The 22,063-nt window shown below is 66.4% G+C and carries 21 protein-coding genes and 1 pseudogene; 10 read left to right on the plus strand and 12 right to left on the minus strand.

From position 1 onward, the window contains the following. Window positions 1–206 (minus strand): DUF4865 family protein (locus VGV37_RS06600; RefSeq protein WP_326878847.1); only part of this gene is annotated, 206 nt, incomplete at its 3' end. Window positions 207–312: 106 nt separating this feature from the next. Here VGV37_RS06600 and VGV37_RS06605 point away from each other — a divergent pair. Then, window positions 313–1,245, plus strand: a complete 933-nt coding sequence (locus tag VGV37_RS06605) for a LysR substrate-binding domain-containing protein (RefSeq protein WP_326878848.1) — start codon at window positions 313–315, stop codon at window positions 1,243–1,245. Here VGV37_RS06605 and VGV37_RS06610 read toward each other — a convergent pair whose 3' ends face one another. From VGV37_RS06610 to VGV37_RS06645, 8 genes are read right to left on the minus strand one after another with little or no spacing between them, the layout of a single operon-like run. Then, on the minus strand, window positions 1,246–2,670 hold the full coding sequence (locus VGV37_RS06610; protein ID WP_326878849.1) for an MFS transporter: 1,425 nt from the start codon (window positions 2,668–2,670) through the stop codon (window positions 1,246–1,248). 3 nt (window positions 2,671–2,673) lie between these two features. After that, window positions 2,674–3,042, minus strand: a complete 369-nt coding sequence (locus VGV37_RS06615) for a DUF59 domain-containing protein (protein ID WP_414637938.1) — start codon at window positions 3,040–3,042, stop codon at window positions 2,674–2,676. Between the two features lie 41 nt (window positions 3,043–3,083). Continuing rightward, entirely contained in the window at window positions 3,084–3,554 is a 471-nt protein-coding gene (gene sufU, locus VGV37_RS06620) for a Fe-S cluster assembly sulfur transfer protein SufU (RefSeq protein WP_326878852.1), read from the minus strand. Continuing rightward, window positions 3,551–4,822: a cysteine desulfurase gene (locus VGV37_RS06625; RefSeq protein WP_326878853.1), complete on the minus strand. Its 1,272-nt coding sequence runs from the start codon at window positions 4,820–4,822 to the stop codon at window positions 3,551–3,553. The genes sufU and VGV37_RS06625 overlap by 4 nt, the downstream gene beginning before the upstream one ends. A gap of 10 nt (window positions 4,823–4,832) precedes the next feature. Beyond that, window positions 4,833–6,128, minus strand: coding sequence for a Fe-S cluster assembly protein SufD (sufD, locus tag VGV37_RS06630; RefSeq protein ID WP_326878854.1), 1,296 nt, complete (start codon window positions 6,126–6,128; stop codon window positions 4,833–4,835). A 2-nt stretch (window positions 6,129–6,130) separates the two neighbouring features. Next, the gene (gene sufC, locus VGV37_RS06635; RefSeq protein WP_326878855.1) at window positions 6,131–6,877 is read right to left on the minus strand and encodes a Fe-S cluster assembly ATPase SufC; all 747 of its coding nucleotides are present in this window, start codon (window positions 6,875–6,877) and stop codon (window positions 6,131–6,133) included. Window positions 6,878–6,917: 40 nt separating this feature from the next. Beyond that, window positions 6,918–8,375 (minus strand): Fe-S cluster assembly protein SufB, encoded by a 1,458-nt coding sequence (gene sufB / locus VGV37_RS06640; RefSeq protein WP_326878856.1) that lies wholly within the window; start codon window positions 8,373–8,375, stop codon window positions 6,918–6,920. After that, on the minus strand, window positions 8,372–8,827 hold the full coding sequence (locus VGV37_RS06645) for an SUF system Fe-S cluster assembly regulator (protein ID WP_326878857.1): 456 nt from the start codon (window positions 8,825–8,827) through the stop codon (window positions 8,372–8,374). The genes sufB and VGV37_RS06645 overlap by 4 nt, the downstream gene beginning before the upstream one ends. Before the next feature lie 219 nt (window positions 8,828–9,046). Between VGV37_RS06645 and VGV37_RS06650 the strand changes: the two genes are divergently transcribed. The 7 genes from VGV37_RS06650 to VGV37_RS06680 all read left to right on the plus strand — a co-directional run bounded on the left by VGV37_RS06650 (window position 9,047) and on the right by VGV37_RS06680 (window position 16,824). Beyond that, window positions 9,047–9,835, plus strand: a complete 789-nt coding sequence (locus tag VGV37_RS06650; RefSeq protein ID WP_326878858.1) for a GIN domain-containing protein — start codon at window positions 9,047–9,049, stop codon at window positions 9,833–9,835. Between the two features lie 82 nt (window positions 9,836–9,917). Next, window positions 9,918–10,910 (plus strand): hopanoid-associated sugar epimerase, encoded by a 993-nt coding sequence (gene hpnA, locus VGV37_RS06655; RefSeq protein WP_326878859.1) that lies wholly within the window; start codon window positions 9,918–9,920, stop codon window positions 10,908–10,910. A gap of 42 nt (window positions 10,911–10,952) precedes the next feature. Next, window positions 10,953–11,873 carry a squalene/phytoene synthase family protein gene (locus VGV37_RS06660; RefSeq protein WP_326878860.1) on the plus strand — a complete coding sequence of 307 codons (921 nt, stop codon included), beginning with the start codon at window positions 10,953–10,955 and terminating at the stop codon, window positions 11,871–11,873. Window positions 11,874–11,875: 2 nt separating this feature from the next. Further along, a complete protein-coding gene (gene hpnD, locus VGV37_RS06665) occupies window positions 11,876–12,751 on the plus strand; it encodes a presqualene diphosphate synthase HpnD (protein ID WP_326878861.1) in 876 nt (291 codons plus the stop codon). 4 nt (window positions 12,752–12,755) lie between these two features. Then, complete coding sequence (gene hpnE / locus VGV37_RS06670) at window positions 12,756–14,009, plus strand: hydroxysqualene dehydroxylase HpnE (protein WP_326878862.1); 1,254 nt, start codon at window positions 12,756–12,758, stop codon at window positions 14,007–14,009. Between the two features lie 158 nt (window positions 14,010–14,167). Further along, on the plus strand, window positions 14,168–16,126 hold the full coding sequence (gene shc / locus VGV37_RS06675) for a squalene--hopene cyclase (protein WP_326878863.1): 1,959 nt from the start codon (window positions 14,168–14,170) through the stop codon (window positions 16,124–16,126). Window positions 16,127–16,131: 5 nt separating this feature from the next. Next, window positions 16,132–16,824, plus strand: a complete 693-nt coding sequence (locus VGV37_RS06680; RefSeq protein ID WP_326878864.1) for a hypothetical protein — start codon at window positions 16,132–16,134, stop codon at window positions 16,822–16,824. A 55-nt stretch (window positions 16,825–16,879) separates the two neighbouring features. Here VGV37_RS06680 and VGV37_RS06685 read toward each other — a convergent pair. After that, a pseudogene (locus VGV37_RS06685) lies at window positions 16,880–17,206 on the minus strand (IS5/IS1182 family transposase); the annotation flags it as partial. Window positions 17,207–17,217: 11 nt separating this feature from the next. Further along, entirely contained in the window at window positions 17,218–17,814 is a 597-nt protein-coding gene (locus VGV37_RS06690) for a thioredoxin family protein (protein ID WP_326878865.1), read from the minus strand. Window positions 17,815–17,998: 184 nt separating this feature from the next. Here VGV37_RS06690 and VGV37_RS06695 point away from each other — a divergent pair, with 184 nt between their 5' ends. Next, window positions 17,999–18,718, plus strand: coding sequence for a helix-turn-helix transcriptional regulator (locus VGV37_RS06695; RefSeq protein WP_326878886.1), 720 nt, complete (start codon window positions 17,999–18,001; stop codon window positions 18,716–18,718). 112 nt (window positions 18,719–18,830) lie between these two features. On the opposite strand, the gene ispH is transcribed toward VGV37_RS06695, so the two are convergent. Beyond that, entirely contained in the window at window positions 18,831–19,769 is a 939-nt protein-coding gene (gene ispH / locus VGV37_RS06700) for a 4-hydroxy-3-methylbut-2-enyl diphosphate reductase (RefSeq protein WP_326878866.1), read from the minus strand. Between the two features lie 305 nt (window positions 19,770–20,074). On the opposite strand from ispH, the gene dxs reads away from it, so the two are divergent. Beyond that, window positions 20,075–22,000, plus strand: coding sequence for a 1-deoxy-D-xylulose-5-phosphate synthase (gene dxs / locus VGV37_RS06705; protein WP_326878867.1), 1,926 nt, complete (start codon window positions 20,075–20,077; stop codon window positions 21,998–22,000). The last annotated feature ends 63 nt before the right edge of the window (window positions 22,001–22,063 follow it).

The raw sequence follows: 22,063 nt of genomic DNA on the forward strand, positions 1-22,063 counted from the left end.
TTCATCCCCGCGATCGACGCCCAGAGGTAGAACGGCGCGTAATGGTTGACCTCGGCGCCGTCGACCCCACGCTCGCGCAGCAGATAGGCCTTGAGGCCCAGCCCCGGGAAATCGTCGAGCAGCGGCGCCTTGGCCGCGACGCGCTGGCGGATGACCGTCGTGTCGTAGTCGGCCGGCAGGTCGAGTTCGTATTGCATGGCGTACATGAATTCCTCCACGGAATGCCGTTGACGAAGCCAGCATGACGTCCGATTATTGTTTTGAATATCGGGAAATTCAGAACTCCAATTGTCGAATATCGGGACTATCGACATGCTGACCACCTTCGACCTGGACGTGTTGCGCAGCTTTGCGGTCGGCATGGAACTCGGCGGCTTCGCCAAGGCGGCCGACTGTCTCGGGCGCTCCACTTCGGCGGTCAGCGCGCAACTGAAGAAGCTGGAGCAGCAGGCCGGCACGCCGATCTTTCGCCGCAATGGGCGACGCCTTGCCTTGACCGAAGCCGGCGAGGTCATGCTGGCCTATGCGCGCCGCCTGATCGCACTCAACGACGAAGCGGCGAACGCGCTCCACGACGTCAATCTGGAAGGCTGGGTGCGGCTGGGCGTCCAGGAGCATTTCGGCGAAATGCTGTTACCGAAGGTGCTGGGCTCCTTCGCGCGCGCCCATCCGAAGGTCAAGATCGAGGCTCGGGTTGCCCGCAAGACCGAGTTGCTGGCACGGGTGGCGGCAGGAAGCCTCGATCTGGCGCTGGCCTGGGACGACGAGACCTTCGTCGGGGGCGAGCGTGTGGCGGAGTTGCCGATGCGATGGATCGGTCCGGTCGACGAAATCGAGGGATGGTCACGATCGAGCGGCGAGCCCCTGCCGCTCGCCGCCGCCGAAGCGCCGTGCCTGTTCCGCGCCACCGCCACGGCCGCGCTCGACCGTGCCGGCATTCCCTGGCGGATCGCCTTCACGAGCCCGACTCTCACCGGTCTTTGGGCGGCAATGGAAGCCGGCCTGGGCTTCATGGTGCTGACCGAGTTCGGGTTGCCGGCTCGGGTGCGGGTCGTCGGCGATCGGGTGGGCTTGCCATCCGCCCTGCCTCGGCTCGCGCTCTCGCTGCATCAGGCGGATGCCGGCGCCGGCCCCGCGGTCGCGCGGCTTGCCGATATCGTGCGTCAGGCGGTGCGCGACAGCGTCCAGAAACTCGAGATCCCGCCTCCGCACACCCCGTCCCGCCCGGTTTGCGATGCGGCGTAGTCAGGCCTTCCGCCGGTGCCCGCTGACTTCTGCGCCGGCGTCGGACGCCAGGCGCCGGACGTCGAACAGTGCCGCAAGGGCGACCAGGGCGACGAATCCGAACGCGATGTGAAAATCCATCACGCTCGGCACGCCGGTGTCGTTGCCTTCGACGAAGGCGCCGAAACGCAGGCACAGCGCGCCGAACGCGATGCCCATGCCCATGGTCATCTGCTGCACCATGCTGGACAAGGTGCTGGCGCTGGCGACCTGCGCTGCGGGAATTTCGGAAAGGCTGAGCGTGGTGAGGCTGGTGAACTGCATCGACCGGCACAGCCCGTTCACGAACAGCACGAGGGCGATGACCGGCCAGGGCGTCGCCGGCGTCAAGAACGCGCAGGCGGCAGCGGCCACGACGACGACGAGGCCGTTGCCGATCAGAGCCGTGCGGAAGCCGAAGCGCGTCAGCACCGGCGAGGTCACGGTCTTCATCGCGAGATTGCCGGCGAACAGGGTCAGCACCAGCAGGCCGGAATGAAACGCATCCATGCCGAAGCCGAGCTGGAACAGCAGCGGCAGCAGGAAGGGCGCCGTGCTGATGGCGATGCGGAACAGCGAGCCGCCCCAGATCGCGACCGCGAAGCTGGGCACCTCGAGCGCGTGCAGATCCAACAGCGGGTGCGCATGGCGGCGGGCGTGACGCCACGCGAAGGCACCCAGCAGGACGGCCGCCGCGACGAAGCCCGCCACTTCGCTCCAGAGCGCATCCTGCCGGCCCAGGAGCTCGATGCCGTACATGAAGGCGACGCAGGCAGTACCGCCGAGCGTGAAGCCCGTCCAGTCGAACGGCTTCCTGGCCGGCTCCCGCTCGTTGCGGATCCAGGCCAAGGCGAGCGCGATGCCGACCAGGCCCAGCGGGATGTTGAGCAGGAAGATCCAGCGCCAGGAGGCGTAGGTCGTGATGAAGCCGCCCAAGGGCGGACCCAGCACCGGCGCCACCAGGCCCGGCCAGACGATGATGCCGATCATGCGCATCAGGTCGCGCTTCTCGGTCGCGCGCACGACGATCATGCGGCCGACCGGCACCATCATGGCGCCGGCGATGCCTTGGAGAATGCGCGCCGCGGTAAATTCCCACAGGCCGTTGGACAGGGCGCACAGCACCGAGGCAGCCGTGAAACCCAGGATCGCGCCGCCGAACACGGTGCGCGCGCCGAACCGGTCGGCAAACCAGCCGCTCGCCGGAATGAACACGGCGAGGGTCAGCATGTAGGCGGTCATGCCGAGGTTGAGATCGACCGGCCGCATGGCAAAGGACCGCGCCATCTGCGGCAGAGCCGTCGCGATCACGGTGCCGTCCAGATTCTCCATGAAGAATGCGGCAGCGACCAGGAGCGCGATGCGGAAAGGGGCGGCGGCGACCGGAGCCTGAGTTCCGTCCGGCACCGTCTACAGCAGGCCCAGCTCGAGCCGCGCTTCTTCGCTCATCAGGTCCTGGTGCCAAGGTGGCGTCCAGACCAGGTTGACCTTGACGTCGGTCACGCCGGCGACCGTACGGATGGCGGCGGCGACATCGCCCGGAAGGGAACCCGCGACCGGGCAATTGGGGGCGGTCAGGGTCATTTCGACATAGACCTTGCCGTCGGCACCCACCACCAGATCGTAGATCAGGCCCAGATCGACCAGATTGACCGGCAATTCCGGGTCGCGGACGGTCTTCAGCGCTTCCAGCACCTGGGCTTCGAGCGCCTTGTCCTCGCCCTGGATCTGCAGCTTGTCGAGCGGGTCGACCTCTGCCGCGGCGGGGCGGCCGGGCATGAAATCGAACAGGGTCTTGCCGTCGTCCTGCACGGTCATGGCTATTCCGTCTTCACCGGTTCGGCCACGGTACCGCCGGCCTTCAGCGCCGCTTCGAGCGCGTGCCAGGCGAGCGTCGCGCATTTGACGCGGGCCGGATATGCGGCGACGCCCTCGAGCGGGGTCAGGCGTTCGAAATCATCTTCCAGCGCATCGGCGACCTCCACTTCCGCGCCGCCGGTGATCTTGGCGTGGAAGGCGCGGAACATCTGGTTCGCTTCGTCGAGCGTCTTACCCTTCAGCACCTCGGTCATCAGAGACGAGGACGCCGTCGAGATGGCGCAGCCGCGGCCCTGGAACGCCACATCGGTGATCCTGTCACCCTCGACGGTCAGGTAGAGGTTGATGCGATCGCCGCACAGCGGGTTGTGGCCCTTGGCGCTATGGGTCGGATGGTCGATCTCGCGGAAGTTTCGCGGCTTCTGGCCATGGTCCAGGATGATGTCCTGGTACAGGTCGCGCAGGTCCATCATCGCCCGAACAACTCCTTTGCCGCCTTGATCGCCGTGACCAGCGCGTCGACGTCGCTCTCGTCGTTGTAGATGCCGAACGAGGCGCGCGTCGTCGCCGGCACGCCCAGCCGGTCCATCAGCGGCTGGGCGCAATGATGGCCGGCGCGGACCGCGACGCGGTGCTTGTCGAGGATGGTTGCCAGGTCATGGGGATGGATGCCGTCGACCTCGAACGACAGCACGGCGAGGCGCCGCTGGCCGGCACCCAGAAGCTTGACGCCCGGAATGCGCGACAGGGCTTCCTCGCCATATTGAGTCAGGCGCTCCTCATGCTCGAGGATCCGGTCGCGGCCAAGCGCTTCCATGTAGTCGAGTGCCACCGCCAGCCCGTGGGTGCCGGTGATGTCGGGCGTGCCGGCTTCGAACTTGTGCGGCACCTCGTTGAAGTCGGTATGCTCGAACGTCACCGACAGGATCATGTCGCCGCCGCCCTGCCAGGGCGGCATGGCGTCCAGCAGGTCGAACCGGCCCCACAGCACGCCGATGCCGGTCGGACCATAGGTCTTGTGGCCGGAAAAGACGTAGAAGTCGCAGCCGATCGCCTGCACGTCGACCGGCATGCGCGGCGCCGCCTGGCAGCCGTCGATCAACACCTTGGCGCCGACCGCATGCGCCTTGGCCACGATCGCCTCGACCGGCAGGACCGAGCCCAGCGCGTTCGCCACATGGGTGACGGCGACGAGCCTGGTGCGCGCGGACAGACGTTCCTCGAACGCGGCCATGTCGAGCCCGCCCGTCGCATCCATGGGCGCCACGACCAGCTTGATGCCGATCCGGTCGCGCAGCATTTGCCACGGCACGATGTTGGAGTGATGTTCGAGCTCGGTGATCAACACCTCGTCGCCGGCCTTCAGCATCGAGAGGCCCCAGGTCTGGGCCACGAGGTTGATCGCCTCGGTCGCACCGCGCACGAAGACGATCTCCTTGGCGGTCTTGGCGTTCAGGAAACGCCGCACCGTCTCGCGCGCGGCTTCGTACTTATCGGTCGCACGCTGGGACAGGCCGTAAACGCCGCGATGGACGTTGGCATAATCGCGCTCGTAGAAGCTCGATACCGCGTCGATCACGACCTGCGGCTTCTGGGCGCTGGCGGCGGTATCCAGGAACACGACGTCCGGATTGTTGCGGAAGATCGGGAAGTCCTGCTTCACCACGCGCGGATCGAACGCCGGCCGCGACAAGGGTGCCTCGGAAACCGGCACGTGGCGCAGATCGCTATCCTTGCTCATGACGCCTCTCTCACTTCTCGGGGTGCCGGGCCGCCAGCCAGCGGCCGATGGCGTCGGTCAGGTAGTCGCGGGCCTGCTCGTGGCCGACCAGTTCGACCGCGTCGATGACGAACGCCTCGATCAACATGGCGCGGGCCTGCTCGGGCGCGATGCCGCGCGAACGCAGGTAGAATTCCGCCGTCTCGTCCAGGTCGCCCACGGTGGCGCCATGGCTGCACTTCACGTCGTCGGCGAAGATTTCCAGCTCCGGCTTCGCGTCCATGACGGCGCGCTCGCCCAGGAGGATGGTCTTGTTCAGCTGGTAGGCGTCGGTCTTCTGCGCCGCCTGGGCCACTTTGATCTGGCCCTGGAACACGCCGTGGGACCGGTCGGCAAGGCAACCCTTGAACACTTCCTTGGTCCGACCGTCACGGGCGATATGCTCGATCACGGTCGCAACGGTGGATTCCTGGCGCTCGGCCAACAGATAGACGCCGGAGACGCCGCAGAACGCGCGATCGCCGACCACTCGGGTATTGATGTCCTGGCGCGCCATGGAAGCGCCCAATGACAGGGTGAAGCCGTCATAGACCGCGTCCGTGCCGATGGTGACGTCGAGCGTACCGGTGTGGAACGCGGCCGGCGCCTCGTCCTGCAGCCGGTAATGACCCAGATGCGCGGTTTCCGCGACCTCGACGCTCATGGCGGCATTGGTCCAGGTCCGGCCCACCCCGGTGAAGGTCTCGATCACCGTCGCGTCGGCGCCGGCACCGAGCCGGATCAGGCCCTTCAACTGGTTCGACGCCGGGTCGGGCGCCTCGCCCCAATGGAGCACATGGACCGGGTGGGTGAGCTTGACACCGGCCGGCACGATCAGCGCCAGACCGTCGGTGAAGAAGCCCTGGTTCAGCGCCCGGAACGCGTCGGGCGCGCCGGCCATGTGCTGAAACAGCTCGGCCGCCTCGCCGTTGTTGGTGGCCCAATCGGCGAAGGATCCCAGGAACACGCCGTCGGGCACGGCGCCGATGTGGCTGTGGTCGGCATCGAACCGGCCGTTGACGAACACCAGGCGATGGGCGTGGGTCAGCAGGCGGCACAGCCGCTCGCCGATCACGGTCGCATTGCCCGGCTGCGCCGGTGCCGGCGCGAACACGGTGCCGGTCAGGTTCTTCAGGTCGGTGAAGCGCCAGGCCTCGTGCCGGCGGGTCGGGAAGCCGGTCTCAGCGAAGCGTGCGCGCGCAGCATTGCGCGAGGCGCCGAGCCAGGCGGGCTCAGCCGGATCGTGCGAACCATCAAGGGAGGTGAGGAACGGAGCGGCGATCGACATGATCAGGCCGCATCGCCCAGCATGGCATAGCCGCTCTCTTCGAGCTTTTTCGCCAGGCTCTTGTCGCCGGACATGACGATCTTGCCCTGGCTCAGCACATGGACATGGTCGGGCACGATATATTCCAGCAGGCGCTGGTAATGGGTGATCAGCACGAAGGCCCGGTCGGGTGCACGCAGCTTGTTGACGCCGTCGGAGACCTGGCGCAGCGCATCGATGTCGAGGCCGGAGTCCGTCTCGTCCAGGATCGCGAGCTTCGGGTTCAACAGCGCCAGCTGGAAGATCTCGTTGCGCTTCTTCTCGCCGCCGGAGAAGCCGACGTTGACCGCCCGGTTCAGAAGGTCCTCGCGCAGGTCCAGAAGCTTCAGGGTCTGGCGCACGGTCTTCAGGAACTGGCCGGCGTCGAGCTCCGGCAGACCTTGATGCTTGCGCACCGAGTTCACCGCCGCGCGCAGGAAATACATGTTGTTCACGCCCGGGATCTCGACCGGGTATTGGAACGCCAGGAACACGCCTTCGCGCGCCCGCACGTCGGCGTCCAGCGCCAGCAGGTCCTGGCCATTGTAGGTGACAGAGCCCTCGGTCACCTCATAGCCGTCACGGCCGGACAGCACGCTCGCCAGCGTCGATTTACCGGAGCCGTTTGGGCCCATGATCGCGTGGACCTCGCCCGCCTTCACGGTCAGCGAGATGCCCTTGAGGATTTCATTGTCCCCGACGCGGGCGTGCAGATTCTTGATCTCGAGCATGTCGTTCCTCAGGTCTTCTATTTCTCTTGGCGCGACGGCCTCAGCCGACGCTGCCTTCAAGGCTGATCGCCAGCAGCTTCTGCGCCTCGACGGCGAATTCCATCGGAAGCTCCTTCAGAACTTCCTTGGCGAAACCATTGACGATCAATGACAAAGCGTCTTCGGCCGACAGGCCGCGCTGCTGGCAGTAGAACATCTGGTCTTCGCTGACCTTCGACGTCGTCGCCTCATGCTCGACCCGGGCCGTGCGGTTGTAGACGTCGATATAGGGCACCGTGTGGGCACCGCACTGGTCGCCGATCAGCAGGCTGTCGCACTGGGTGAAGTTGCGCGCGCCATTGGCCTTGGGCAGCACCTTGACCTGGCCGCGATAGGTGCCCTGGCCCTTGCCGGCCGAGATACCCTTGGAGATGATCGTCGACTTCGTGTTCCGGCCGATATGGATCATCTTCGAGCCAGTATCGGCCTGCTGCCGGTTGTTGACGATGGCGACCGAATAGAACTCGCCCACCGAATTGTCGCCGGTCAGAATGCAGCTCGGATACTTCCAGGTGATCGCCGACCCGGTCTCGACCTGGGTCCAGGAGATCTTGGAATTGGCGCCGCGACAGTCGCCGCGCTTGGTCACGAAATTATAGATGCCGCCCTTGCCCTCGGCGTCGCCCGGATACCAGTTCTGGACGGTCGAGTATTTGATCTGGGCGTCCTTCATCGTGACCAGCTCGACCACGGCGGCATGCAACTGGTTCTCGTCGCGCTGCGGCGCGGTGCAGCCTTCGAGATAGCTGACGTAGGAGCCCTCGTCGGCGACGATCAGGGTCCGCTCGAACTGGCCCGAATTGGCTGCGTTGATGCGGAAATAGGTCGACAGCTCCATCGGGCAGCGCACGCCCTTCGGGATATAGACGAACGAGCCGTCGCTATAGACCGCCGCGTTCAGCGCCGCGAAGTAGTTGTCCGTGGTCGGCACGACCGAGCCCAGGTACTGGCGCACCAGCTCCGGATGCTCCTGGATCGCCTCGCCCATCGAGCAGAAGATGATGCCTTCCTCGGCGAGCTTGCCCTTGAACGTGGTCGCGACCGAGACGCTGTCGAACACCGCGTCGACCGCGATGTTGCGCACGCCGGCCAGCATTTCCTGCTCCTTGAGCGGGATGCCGAGCTTGGCATAGGTCTTCAGCAGCTCCGGATCGACCTCGTCGAGCGACGAGACCGTGGGCTTCGCCTTGGGGGCCGAATAATATGTGGAGGCCTGATAGTCGATCGGGTCGATCTTGAGCTTCGCCCAATCGGGCGGCGTCATTGTCAGCCAGGCGCGGAATGCGGCCAGACGCCATTCCAGCAGCCATGCCGGCTCGTTCTTCTTGGCCGAGATGAAGCGGACCGTATCCTCGTTGAGGCCGATCGGCGCGGTCTCGCTCTCGATGTCGGTGAAGAAGCCATACTTGTATTGGCTGTTGTCGGCAACGGCGCGGACGGTGTCGAGGGCTGCGCTCATGGTGCGGTCGTCTCGATGTTGAACTGTGGGGCGAATGAGGGGATCGGATGGCTGGGCTGGATCATCTCGCCGAGCGTGATGTTGCCGAGCGCATCGCCGACCGCCTGGTTGATCCGGTGCCAATGGGGCCGGGTCGGGCAATAGTGCAACCGGTCGCAGGGACCGATCTTCGAGGTGCATTGGGTCATCGCGAAATCGCCGTCGATCGCGGCGACGATCTCGGCCACCGAGATCTCCTGGGCATGCCGCGCCAGGCGGTAACCGCCCGCGGCCCCGCGCACGGCCGACACGACGCCGGCCTTGGACAAGAGCTTCAGCACCTTGGCCACCGTCGTCTGGGGCAGGCGCGTATCGGCGGCCAGATGCACAGCATTGACCTGGGCCGGCGCGACCGAAGCCAGATGGGTGGCGACGATGACGCCGTAGTCCGCGAGTTTGCTCAGAATGATCATTGTCGACCCTTCCTCAATCTAGACTGATTTAGTCCTGATTGAGCCGACTCTCAACCCCGGAGACGAAATTAGCCCCGCATGGCACGCATGGGGCCAGAGCGGAGATTACGCGAGGCGCGACGATCCGGCCTGGCCGCAGGCATGACAAAGACCCGCCGGCCGCGCTATGGTCCGGCCGCGCCCGCGACCGCATCGGACCCATTTCAAGAGTTTGGCCCCATGTCCCGTCATTCCATTTCCGTCGCGGCAGCTACCCTCACGGTGCTTTCCCTCGTCTCGCTCAGCGCTCGGGCGGAGACGGTCAACCAGACGCTCGACGGCAAGTCGCTCGCCGTCGACGTGACCTGCGTCGACCAGGTCGAGATCCAGCCGCAGGCGGACCTCGCCGGCAAGGTCACGGTCGAGGCGACCTCGACCAAGGACGGCGAGTTGAAGGACTTCGTGTTCGCCGGCGGCGAGACCGCTTCGGTGCGACGCGATCACCACACCTGCATCACCCTGTCGATCGAGCGGCCGAAGATCCGGGTCTCCATCCACGTCCCGGCCGGCATGCCGATCGACATCAGGAACGGCGGATCGACCGACTATGTGATCGGCGCGGTCGGCGGCGTGCTGCATGCGCAAATGTCCGGCTCGGGCAACCTCAAGGCCGAACACGTGACCGATCTGGGCCTCGGCATCTCGGGGTCGAGCGACGTACGGATCGGCCAGGCGACCGGTCCGACCGAGATCCGCATCTCCGGCAGCGGCGACGTCAAGATCGGCAACGCCGACATGCCCGGCCTGAAGATCGACGTGCGCGGCAGCGGCAGCGTCTCGATCGACCAGGGTCAGGTCGGCGCCCTGACCGCCTCGGTCGCGGGATCGGGCGACCTGCGCATCAAGGCTACGGCGGGGGACGCCACCCTGTCGACCGTCGGATCCGGTGACATCGACGTGGCGAAGGTGACGGGCAAGCTGATCAACAATAAGGTGGGCTCCGGGACCATCCGCGTGGGCAAGAGCTGATACATATTGGGTCGATAGGAGGGAGAGAGACAGCCATGCCGCTCCCTCCGGCATCCATTCATCCCTCAAGGACCACCCCCGCATGATCTGCCTCGTCACCGGTGCCACCGGCTTCGTCGGTTCGGCCGTCGCCCGCAAGCTGATCGCGGCGGGGCACGAGGTGCGCGTGCTGGTGCGCGCGGCCAGCGACCGGCGCAATCTCGCCGGCCTGGACGCGGCCCCGGTCGTCGGCAGCCTCGACGATCACGCCTCCCTGGCACCGGCCCTCAAGGGGTGCGAGGCGCTGTTCCACGTCGCCGCCGACTATCGCCTGTGGGTGCCCGAACCGGCCAGGATGTACCGCACCAACGTGGATGGCACGGTGGCGCTGATGGAGGCCGCGATGGCCGCCGGCATCAGCCGCATCGTCCATACCTCGAGCGTCGCGACCTTGGGCCTGCTGCCAGGCGGCGCCGATGCCGACGAGGCGACGCCGGTCTCGCTCGACCAGATGGTCGGGCCCTACAAGCGCTCGAAATACCTCAGCGAGGAAGCAGTCCGAAAGCTCGTGCGCGAGCGGCAGCTGCCGGCGGTCATCGTCAACCCCTCGACCCCGGTCGGCCCGCGCGACGTCAAGCCGACGCCGACCGGCCGCACCATCGTCGAGGCCGCGTCGGGACGGATGCCGGCCTTCGTCGATACCGGCCTCAACTTTGCCCATGTCGACGATGTGGCCGACGGCCATCTGCTGGCGTTCGACAAGGGCCGGATCGGTGAGCGCTACATCCTGGGCGGCGAGAACCTGACCTTGCGCGCCTTCCTCGCCGTCATCGCCGGCCTGTCCGGCCGCAAGGCGCCGACGGTCAGCCTGCCGATCGACCTGCTGATGCCGCTCGCCTACGGGGCCGAACTCTATGCGCGTGTCACCGGCAGGGAGCCGTTCGTGACGCGCGATGGTCTGACGCTCGCCCGCAAGAAGATGTTCTTCACCATCGCCAAGGCGCGCCGCGAGCTGGGCTATGCCCCGCGTCCGGCCACCGAGGGCATCCGCGACGCGCTCGACTGGTTCCGTGCCAACGGATATATCCCGGCCTGACGTGCTTGCCCTCCGGGTTCCTATGAGGCATTGAGTGCGCCGATGAGCGATCCCCTGCAGAGCGCGCCCGCCCCCGGCACCCTCGAGACCCCCTCCGGCAAGACGGCGGCGGACGAGAATTTTCCGGTCGGTTCCTGGCTGATCCGCCCGGACCTGCGGCGGCACGTCCATACCTTCTATAATTTCGCCCGCGCCGGCGACGACATCGCCGACAATCCGGATCTGGCCGCCGCCGACAAGGTGGCGCGCCTCGCCCGCATGGCCGAGATCATCCTGGGCCAGGGCAACCGGGCGACCGAGGAAGCCGAGTCGCTGGCCTGCGTCCGCATGCGGGCGAGCCTGGCCGAAACCGGCGTCACGCCGCAGCACAGCCTCGACCTGCTGAAGGCCTTCACTCAGGACGCCAACAAGACGCGCTACCGCGATTGGGACGACCTGCTCGGCTATTGCTTCCTCTCGGCCTCGCCGGTCGGGCGGCAGTTGCTCGACCTGCATGGCGAGGGAGCCGCCTGCCGGCCCGGGGCCGACGCGCTGTGCAACGCGCTGCAGGTCATCAACCATCTGCAGGACTGCGCGGACGACTATCGGGCGCTGGACCGGGTCTATCTGCCGACCGGGCTGATGGAGCAGGAAGGCGCAATGATCGGCGACCTGTCGCGCCCGGCGCTGACCCCGGCGCTGCGCCGTGTGCTCGACCGGACCATCGCGCCGCTCGAAGGCCTGCTGGTGCAATGCGCCGACCTGGTGGTGCAGGTCGAGGACGTCCGCATCGCCTTGGAATGCCAGGTCATCCGCGCGATGGCGATGCGCCTGACCCGGCGGCTGAAGCACGAGGACCCGGTCGCCACCCGGGTCGAACTGTCGAAGCCCGTGGCCGGCGGCCTTGCCTTCGCGGCCCTCGTCTCGGGCATCCTGCGCCGTCGTTTCCGGCCCATCCCCCGCTCCATAGCGCAGCATCCATGAGCATGGGCGCACCGATCCCGACCGAGCCCGCCGACGAGGCGACGCCCGACCTCGCCGCCGTCACGCAGCAGGTCGGCCAAGCCAAGAGTTCGTTCTACACGGCGATGCGGCTGTTGCCGGAAGACCGGCGCAACGGCATGTACGCGATCTACGCCTTCTGCCGCGAGGTCGACGACATCGCCGACGAGCCGGCGCCCCAGGATGAAAAGCAGCGCGGGCTCGCCGTCTGGCGCGACGAGATCGACGGGATCTATGCGGGGCGCCCGGCCGCCCTGCTCGTCGGCCGCGCGCTGGTCGGCCCGATCCGCGCGTTCGACCTGCAAAAGCGGGATTTCCATGCCGTGATCGACGGCATGGCGATGGATGCGGAGCGCGACATCGTGGCGCCCGACGCGGCCGAACTCGACCTCTATTGTGACCGGGTGGCGAGCGCCGTGGGCCGACTGTCCGTGCGAATCTTCGGTCCCTACGAGCCCCGTGCCGACGAAGTCGCCGAGCATCTGGGCCGCGCGCTGCAGTTGACCAACATCCTGCGCGACATCGACGAGGATGCCGAACGCGGCCGACTCTATCTGCCGCGCGAGGCACTGGTGCGCCACGGCATCGCAACGCGCGTCCCGCTCGAAGTGGTCGATCATCCGGCGATCCACGCCGTCTGCGCCGAACTGTCCATCGAGGCCGATCGCCGGTTCCGGCTGGCCGACGTCGCGATGGCCGCCTGCTCGCGCCGGACCATGCGACCGGCGCGCATGATGAGCGGCGTCTATGCCGCGATCCTGCGGCGCTTGATCCGGCGCGGCTGGTCGGCGCCCCGACCGACGGTCAAGGTGCCGAAGCTCGTCAAGATCTGGATCGCGCTGACCCGCGTGTTCTTCTGATCCCATGCAACCGATCACCCACGTCATCGGCGCCGGCCTCGCCGGGCTCAGCGCGGCACTCCGCCTGACGGAGGCCGGTCATCGCGTCGTGATCTACGAAGCGGGGCCGCAAGCCGGTGGCCGTTGCCGGTCCTATTTCGACGAGCCGCTCGGTTGCCGTATCGACAACGGCAACCACCTGCTGATGAGCGGCAACGATGCCGCCATGGCCTATCTGACCTTGATCGGCGCCGCGGACACGCTCGAAGGTCCGGCCGACCAGCGCTATCCCTTCGTCGACCTCTCGACCGGCGAGCGCTGGTCGCTCGCCCCCAACCGCGGCAAGCTGCCCTGGTGGGTGCTGGTCCCGGGCCGGCGCGTGCCGGGCAGCCGGGCGCTGGACTATCTGGCCGGCCTGCGCTTTCGCAAATGCGGCCCCGACGCGACCGTGGCCGACCTGGTCGGACGGAATTCAAGGCTCTATCGCCGGTTCTGGGAGCCGCTGGCGGTGGCCGCCCTCAATACCGAGGCGAAGACCGCCGCCGCCCACTTGCTGTGGCCGGTGCTGGAGGAGACCTTCGGACGCGGCGGCGACTTCTCGCGCCCGTTGGTGGCGCGCGACGGCCTGTCGGAGAGTTTCGTCGATCCGGCGCTCGCCTGGCTGGCGCAGCGCGGCGCCACGCTGCGCCTGTCGACGCGGGTGCGCAAAGTCGGTTTCCATGGCGATCGCGCAGTATCGCTCGATCTGGGTGGCGAATTCGTCGGCCTCGACCAGGGCGACAATCTGGTCATCGCCGTCCCGCCCGCCGTCGCGACCGGCCTGGTACCCCACCTGGTGGCGCCGACCGAGTTTCGACCGATCGTGAACGCGCACTACCGCCTCGACGAGACCGATGCGGTGCCGGGGATCCAGATCCTGGGTGTGATCGGCGGCACGGCGGAATGGATCTTCCGGCGCGGCACGCTCGCCTCGGTCACGATCAGCGCCGCGAACCATGTCGTGGACGAGGAAGCCGAGACCCTGGCGCCGCGCATCTGGGCCGACGTGGCGGCCGGCTTGGAGCTCCGCGACCGGGCGATGCCGGCTTGGCGCATCGTCAAGGAAAAGCGCGCGACCTTCGCCGAAACGCCAGAACAGGTGAAACGCCGGCCGGAAGCGCGTACGTTCTGGCGCAATCTGGCCTTGGCGGGGGATTGGACCGACACGGGGCTGCCTGCAACCATCGAAGGGGCCATCCGTTCAGGAGTAACGGCAGCCACTCTGCTGAGAAGTGCTTGATTTGTTTCAATCGGAGCATCAGTTCAAGGGACGCGTTACAGCCATTACGCGTTCGCTCTTGAGGTCCTCGCTCTTTTTGCCCAGACTTCGCTGCAGTGCGAAGTGATTTTCGCCCGCCCGCGCCACTGATCATGACGGAGCCCATGCCTGCAGACCCGATGAGAGCCGCCCCGCTGGCCGAGCCTTCGATCGCCGCGCTCGACGCCGCGATCGAAAGCGCGACCGAGGCGCTCGTCTCGCGTCAGAACGGCGACGGGCACTGGGTCTTCGCGCTCGAGGCGGACGTCACGATTCCCGCCGAATATATCCTGCTGATGCACTACCTGGACGAGATCGACTTCGATCTGCAGGAATCGATCGCGCGCTATATCCGCAAGACGCAAGGGCAGGACGGCGGCTGGCCGCTGTTCCATGCCGGCCCGTTCGACATCAGTGCCACGGTAAAGGCCTATTACGCGCTGAAGCTGGCCGGCGACGACATCGATGCGCCGCACATGGCCCGCGCGCGCCAGACGATCCTCGGTGCAGGAGGGGCCGCGCGCTGCAACGTCTTCACCCGCATCGCGCTCGCCTTGTTCGCCCAGGTGCCGTGGCGCGCCGTGCCGGTGATGCCGGTCGAGATCATGAACCTGCCCAAGTGGTTTCCCTTCCACTTGAACAAGGTCAGCTACTGGTCGCGCACGGTGATCGTGCCGCTGCTCGTGCTGATGACCTTGAAGCCGCAGGCCAGGAACCCGCAGAAGGTGAGTGTCGCCGAACTGTTTGCGACGCCGCCGTTCGAGGAAACCCGCTATCTGCATTCGCCGACCCGGAATTTCTGGGCATCCGCATTCCGCTGGGTCGACCATGTGGTGCGCTTCGCCGAACCGTCCTTCCCCAAGAAGGGTCGGCAGAAGGCGATCGAGCGCGCCATGGCGTTCATCCAGGAACGGGTCAACGGCGAAGACGGCCTGGGCGCCATCTTCCCGGCCATGGCCAATGCGGTCATGGCGATGGAACTGATGGGTTTCGCCAAGGACGATCCGCGCCTGGTCACGGCCAAGCATGCGTTGAAGAAGCTGATCATCCTCGACGCCGACGGCGATTCGATGGTCCAGCCCTGCGTATCGCCGGTCTGGGACACGGGCCTCGCCGGCCATGCGATGCTGGAAGTGGGCGACGTGCGCAACGGCACGGCGAGCGAGGCCGGCAAGCGTGCCGCCGCGGCCGCGTCGGACTGGCTGGCATCGAAGCAGATCCTCGACGTGATCGGCGACTACGACCAGTCGGCCCCGGGCATCCGGCCGGGCGGCTGGGCATTCCAATATGCCAACGCGCATTATCCCGACGTCGACGATACGGCCGCGGTCGTGATGGCGATCGACCGGGCCGGTGATCCGAAGCACCGCGAGAACATCGAGCGCGCGGTCGAGTGGGTCATCGGCATGCAGTCGAAGAACGGCGGCTGGGGCGCGTTCGATGCCGACAACGAGCATTACTACCTGAACTACATCCCGTTCGCCGATCACGGCGCGCTGCTGGATCCGCCGACCGCCGACGTCAGCGCGCGCTGCATCTCGATGCTGGCGCAACTCGGCTACAAGCGCGGCAACCCGATCGTCGACAAGGGCGTCGCCTATCTGTGGCGCGAGCAGGAGCCGGACGGCTCCTGGTACGGCCGCTGGGGCACCAACTACATCTACGGGACCTGGTCCGTGCTGTGCGCGCTCAATGCCGCCGGCGAGGACCTGGCATCCCCTGGCATCCGGAAATCGATCGACTGGCTGGTCGCCCAGCAGAATACCGACGGTGGCTGGGGCGAGGACGGCATCAGCTATTACGACGGCCATCACGGCGAGGGCAACGGCTCGACCGCATCCCAGACTGCCTGGGCCGTGCTGGGCCTGATGGCGGCCGGTGCCGTCGATCACGACGCGGTCGAGCGCGGCATCGACTATCTGCTGCGCACGCGGCCGGAAAACGGCCTCTGGCACGAGGACACCTATACGGCCGTCGGTTTCCCGCGGGTGTTCTACCTGCGTTACCATGGCTACCGCGCCTATTTCCCATTGATGGCGCTGGCGCGTTTCCGCAACCTCAAGACCGGCAATTCGAAGCTCGTCATGCACGGCATGTGATCCGCATGCCCCTTCATCTCGGTATTCTGACGGGCCTCCAAACGGAGGCTCGCTGTCTTTCGGCCGGCGGCGACAAGGACCGGGCACCGACCCGGACCGTGGCGCTCAGCGGCGCCCGCATCGACGGTGCCCGCACCGCCGCCCGCCGACTGGTCGACGCCGGCGCCACCCATCTTCTCAGTTTCGGCCTGGCCGGCGGCCTCGACCCTGCCCTGCAGCCGGGCATGCTGCTGCTGCCAGAGCGGCTGCTGATTTCTCACGGCACCAGCCTGCCGGTCGATGCGGCCTGGCACGCCGCCGCGCGGAAGATCCTCGCAACCTGTCAGCCGGTGACGGCACCGACCATCGGCAGCTACGACGCCGTGGCGACGGTCGCGGACAAAGCGGCGCTGTTCAAGCAGACCCGGGCCGTGGCGGTCGACATGGAAAGCCATGTACTGGCCCAGACGGCGCCCGCACTGCCGCTGCTGATCGTGCGAGTCGTCGCCGACACCAGCCGCGACACCCTGCCGCCGGCAGCCCTGGTCAGCATCCGATTGGACGGGTCGACGAACCTGCTAGCCGTATTCGGCTCGGTTCTGCGCCGTCCGCTGCAGGTGCCGGCGCTGATGCGCCTCGGCCGGGCCGCGGCCAAGGCCGAAGCGACATTGCGCGAGGCCGCGCGCCTCGGCCTGCCCTCCGGGTTCGGACTGCTCTAGCAGCCTGTCGGACTTGACGCGGCGCAGTACGATTGTGCTGGGGCGCGTGCCAGATAAGCCAGAATAGCGCGCAGACGAGTGGGACGGCGATGAGGAACGAAGCGGCACGCTTGTCGTATCGCGCTGCAATTGCTCCGAGGCCCGTTGAGTTTACAAAAGAATCATTCGACGGGATTGCAGTCGAAAAACAGCGCGAAGTCCGTTTTGCGCTGGCCTCCCCGGGTGGTTTTGGAGGAAATGGCAGGCTCGATCCCACGATCTTCCGGGGCCTCGATCAAAGCGTCGGCATCATAGGCCTTGTCGGCGAGAAAGGCTTCCGGCTCGACCTGGTCGAGCAACGATTCGGCCTGACGAAGTCGGATTGCCGACCCGGCGTGAGCGACGGGGTCGGCGTCATGCGGGCGTATGGGTGTGCGCAGCCGGCGTGACGATCGCCGCCAGTTCGTCGCATACCTCGCGCCATCCGACCGCCTCGAGAAAGGGCAGTTGCGAAGCCAACCGGGTCGCCATCCACCGAGCGAGGATCGGGGTGGGGTGGCCATCGTCCAGTACGAACTCGGGCATGGGATTCTGCGCAAGGAAGCCCGCCATCCATTCATGGTCCCGCTTCGAGCGCTCGGACCAATGGCCGACGACATGGCGAGGCTCGTCAAGGAAAATCACCGTCGGCAGGCGGCTCACGCCCCCGCGACCGGGAAACAGCGCTGCGAGCGCCGCATGGGCGTCGCGGCTGACGATACGAAGGTTGGCGAGCGGGGACGCTTCGGTCAGGCGGCCGATAAGCGGCAGGTTGAGCACGGAATCGATGCAGTAAGCCTCCGTGAGAACCAAGATGCGCCCCGCTCCGAGCGGCGCCTGACCCGCCTGCTCCCGCACGAAAGCGAGGCGGTCGTAAACTACGGCGAAGGCGTCGGCGTGCACCCGCAAACCGGATTTATAATCCTCGAAACTGACACCCTCTCGGTAGGCTGCCTCCACATCGGCGAGCATTTCGGTATCCCTCCGCGACGATCGAGAAACTTGGCCAGTCAAACTGGCGCCTCGATCGAAGAGGTTCTACTATGACCCGCTCGTGTAAGGGGGCCACATAATGCGGCGAACGGGCCAATCGAACATGCTTACTGAACGACGACAGACGGAGCATTACCCCTCTTTGGATTGGCCGGTCATCGCGATGGCGAAAGCATTCCCCGCCGAGACCCGGACGGGAAGTCATCATCACGATCGCGCCCAACTCCTCTTCGCGACCAGGGGTCTGGTGATCGCCGACACATCGGCCGGGACTTGGCTAGTGCCCCGTGGCCACGCACTGTGGATACCGGCTGGCCTGACCCATGACGTGAGCATGCACGGGGAGGTGAGCATGCGCACGGCTTACATCCGCGCGGCTGAGGCGGCTCGCCTGCCGTTGGCATGTCGCGTGCTCAAGGTCGGACTGCTCCTTGAAGCGGCCCTGACCGCGCTCGCGGAGACGGTTTCCGATTCGAACTGCACGGCACGCACGGACCATTTGATCTGGCTCATCTTGGACGAAATAGGGCGCGCCCCTTCGACAACACTTGCACTGCCCCTCCCGAAGGACACGCGATTGGCGCGACTGACGCACGCTCTCATTGCTGATCCGGGCTCGACCCTGACAGTTGACGGTTGGTGCGAGATGATGGGACTCAGTCGGCGGACCATGACCCGTCTGTTCAGGTCTCAAGTCGGCATGTCGTTCGGTGATTGGCGACGACGGCTTCGACTCCTATCAGCAGCGAGGCGGGTTGCGGACGGGGAGCCTTTGGCGAAGGTGGCAGCCAGCCTCGACTATCAGAATGTCGCCGCATTCCGCACCATGGTACGGCGTGATTTCGGGGACGCCTTTCCCGAACTGGCCGCGCGGGCGTTGTAGTTTCTGTTTGGCCTCTGCGGTGCAAAAGTAGCTGCTGCCAAGGTATGGCCCGAAAAGAAAACGGGCGCTGCCATCGGCAGCGCCCGCACATCTTAGCGCGATTGATCCGCAGTCAGGACGCGGCGGCCATGTCGGCCAATTCCGGCGGCATCTTGAAGCGGACATTCTCTTCGACGCCGGCCAGCAACTCGACCTCGGTGGCGCCCAGTTCCTTCAGACGCTCGACCACTTCCGTGACCAGCACTTCCGGGGCGGACGCGCCGGCCGTGACGCCGACGGCAGCGACGCCCTCCAGCCAGGCCGGATCGAGCGTCGAGGCGTCGGCGATCAGGTAGCCGCGGATGCCCATCTCGCCCGCCAGTTCGCGCAGGCGGTTCGAGTTCGAACTGTTGTGGGCGCCGACGACCAGGATGACGTCGACCAGATTGGCCAGTTCGCGCACGGCGCGTTGGCGATTCTGGGTCGCATAGCAGATGTCCTTGGTGCTGGGCCCGACGATGTCGGGAAACCTCTCGGTCAGCGCATCGATGACGCTCTTGGTATCGTCGACGCTGAGCGTGGTCTGGGTCACGTAGGACAGCCGATGCGGATCGGAGACCACGAGCCCGGCCACGTCCTGCGGAGTGGCGACCAGATGCACCTTGCCGGTGACCCGGCCCATGGTGCCCTCGACTTCCGGATGGCCGTCGTGGCCGATCAGGATCACGTCGCGGCCGCCGTCCGCATAGCGTTGAGCCTCGGCATGGACCTTGGAGACCAGCGGGCAGGTCGCGTCGATGACCGGCAGCGAGCGCAGCGCGGCATCGTCCTCGACCTTCTGCGACACGCCATGGGCACTGAACACCGTGATGCCGCCCGGCGGAATCTCGTCCAGTTCCTCGACGAATCGGGCGCCCTTGGCGCGCAGGCTGTCGACCACATACTTGTTGTGGACGATCTCATGACGGACATAGACCGGCGCGCCGTATTTCTCGAGCGCGCGCTCGACGATCTCGATCGCCCGCTCGACCCCTGCACAGAAGCCGCGCGGCTTCGCCAAAATCACTTTCATTCAGTCAAGCCCCGATAATCTCGTTACCTCAAGGCAGTCACATAAACGTGACCGCCCGAGTTCGGCAGTGGACAAGCTAGCATGACAGGACGCTACCGGCAAAGCCGCGCCCTAGTCGCATCAGACCCGCGGCGAGCAGTTCGACTTGACTTTAACCATGCCATTGAAGCCTCTTTGTTGGCTGAAATTTTCGTCGTCTTTTCGACATTCTTGCCGCCACTGGCCCCGACCGGGTAAGTTTGGCGAATCTCTGATCGCATCCGCCTCAAGGGGCGCGCCGGTCGGAACTGAGTTAAGGAGCGAACGTGATCGGTCAAGCCAAACCCCTTCTCGATCGGGTCAACATCCCGGCCGACCTGCGCGGGCTGCCGGAATCGGACCTGAGGCAGCTGGCCGACGAACTGCGCCAGGAAATGATCGAGGCGGTTTCCGTCACCGGCGGGCATTTGGGCTCAGGCCTGGGCGTCGTCGAGCTGACCGTTGCACTGCATTACGTCTTCAACACGCCGGACGACCGGTTGATCTGGGACGTGGGCCACCAGGCCTATCCCCACAAGATCCTGACCGGTCGGCGCGCCCAGATCCGCACCCTGCGCCAGCCCGGCGGGCTCTCGGGCTTCACCAAGCGGACCGAGAGCATCTACGACCCGTTCGGGGCGGCCCATTCCTCGACCTCGATCTCGGCCGGCCTCGGCATGGCGGTCGCGCGCGATCTCAAGGGCGGCAAGAACAACGTCGTCGCCGTGATCGGCGACGGCTCGATGAGTGCCGGCATGGCCTACGAAGCCATGAACAATGCCGGCGCCATGGAAAAGACCCGGCTGGTCGTCATTCTCAACGACAACGACATGTCGATCGCCCCGCCGGTCGGCGCGCTGTCGGCCCATCTGTCGCGCCTGCTGTCGTCGAAGAGCTTCATCAGCCTGCGCCATGGCGCCATCGACCTGGCCGAGCGCCTGCCGCGCTCCCTCAAGGATGCGGCACTCCGCGCCGAGGAATATGCCCGCGGCATGGTGACCGGCGGCGGTACCTTGTTCGAGGAACTGGGCTTCTATTATGTCGGCCCGATCGACGGCCATAATCTCGATCATCTGTTGCCGGTCCTGAAGAATGTCCGCGACGCCGAAGGCGTCGGCCCGATTCTGATCCATGTCGTGACCAAGAAGGGCCATGGCTATGCCCCGGCCGAGGCGGCCGGCGACAAGTATCACGGCGTCAGCAAGTTCGACGTGGTCACCGGCGCCCAGGCCAAGCCGAAGTCGAACGCGCCCAGTTATCAGAACGTGTTCGGCGAGAGCCTGGTCAAGGAAGCGCGCAAGGACGACAAGATCGTCGCCATCACCGCGGCCATGCCGTCGGGCACCGGCGTCAACCTGTTCGCCAAGGCATTCCCGGAGCGGACCTTCGACGTCGGCATCGCCGAACAGCATGCGGTCACCTTCGCCGCCGGCCTCGCGACCGAAGGCATGAAGCCGTTCTGCGCGATCTATTCGACTTTCCTGCAGCGGGGCTACGACCAGGTCGTCCATGACGTGGCGATCCAGAAACTGCCGGTGCGTTTCGCGCTCGATCGCGCCGGCCTGGTCGGCGCCGACGGCGCCACGCATGCCGGCGCCTTCGATCTGGCCTACCTCGGCTGCCTACCGGAATTCGTGATCATGGCGGCGGCCGACGAGGCCGAACTGGTCCACATGGTCGCGACCCAGGTCGCTTATGACGAAGGCCCGTCGGCCCTGCGCTATCCGCGCGGCGACGGCGTCGGCGTCGAGATGCCGGAGGCAGGCGTACCCTTGCCGATCGGCAGGGGCCGCATCCTGCGCGAAGGCACGACCGTCGCGATCCTCAGCCTCGGCACCCGCCTCGCCGAAGCGATGAAGGCCGCCAGCGAGCTGCAGAGCTTCGGCCTGTCGACCACGGTCGTCGATGCCCGATTCGCCAAGCCGCTCGACACCGATCTGATCAATCGCCTGGCGCGCGAGCACGAGGTACTGATCACTATCGAGGAAGGCTCGATCGGCGGCTTCGGCAGCCATGTCGTGCATCATCTGGCGGTGGCCGGCCTGCTCGACTCGGGGCTCAAGATCCGCCCGATGGTCCTGCCGGACCGCTTCCTGGATCACGACAATCCCACGAAGCAATATGACGAAGCCGGCCTGAACGCCCGGCACATCACCGCAACCGCACTTGCCGCCCTGGGCCGCACCGAGGCCCTGCTGCCGGCGAGCGCCTGATCAACCACGGCCTGCCGGAACGGGACTGGCGCGAAGCTGTTCCGATCCGGCAGTCTCGTCTCG

Source organism: Aliidongia sp., from assembly GCF_035943795.1.
Classification (GTDB): Bacteria; Pseudomonadota; Alphaproteobacteria; order ATCC43930; family CGMCC-115725; genus Aliidongia.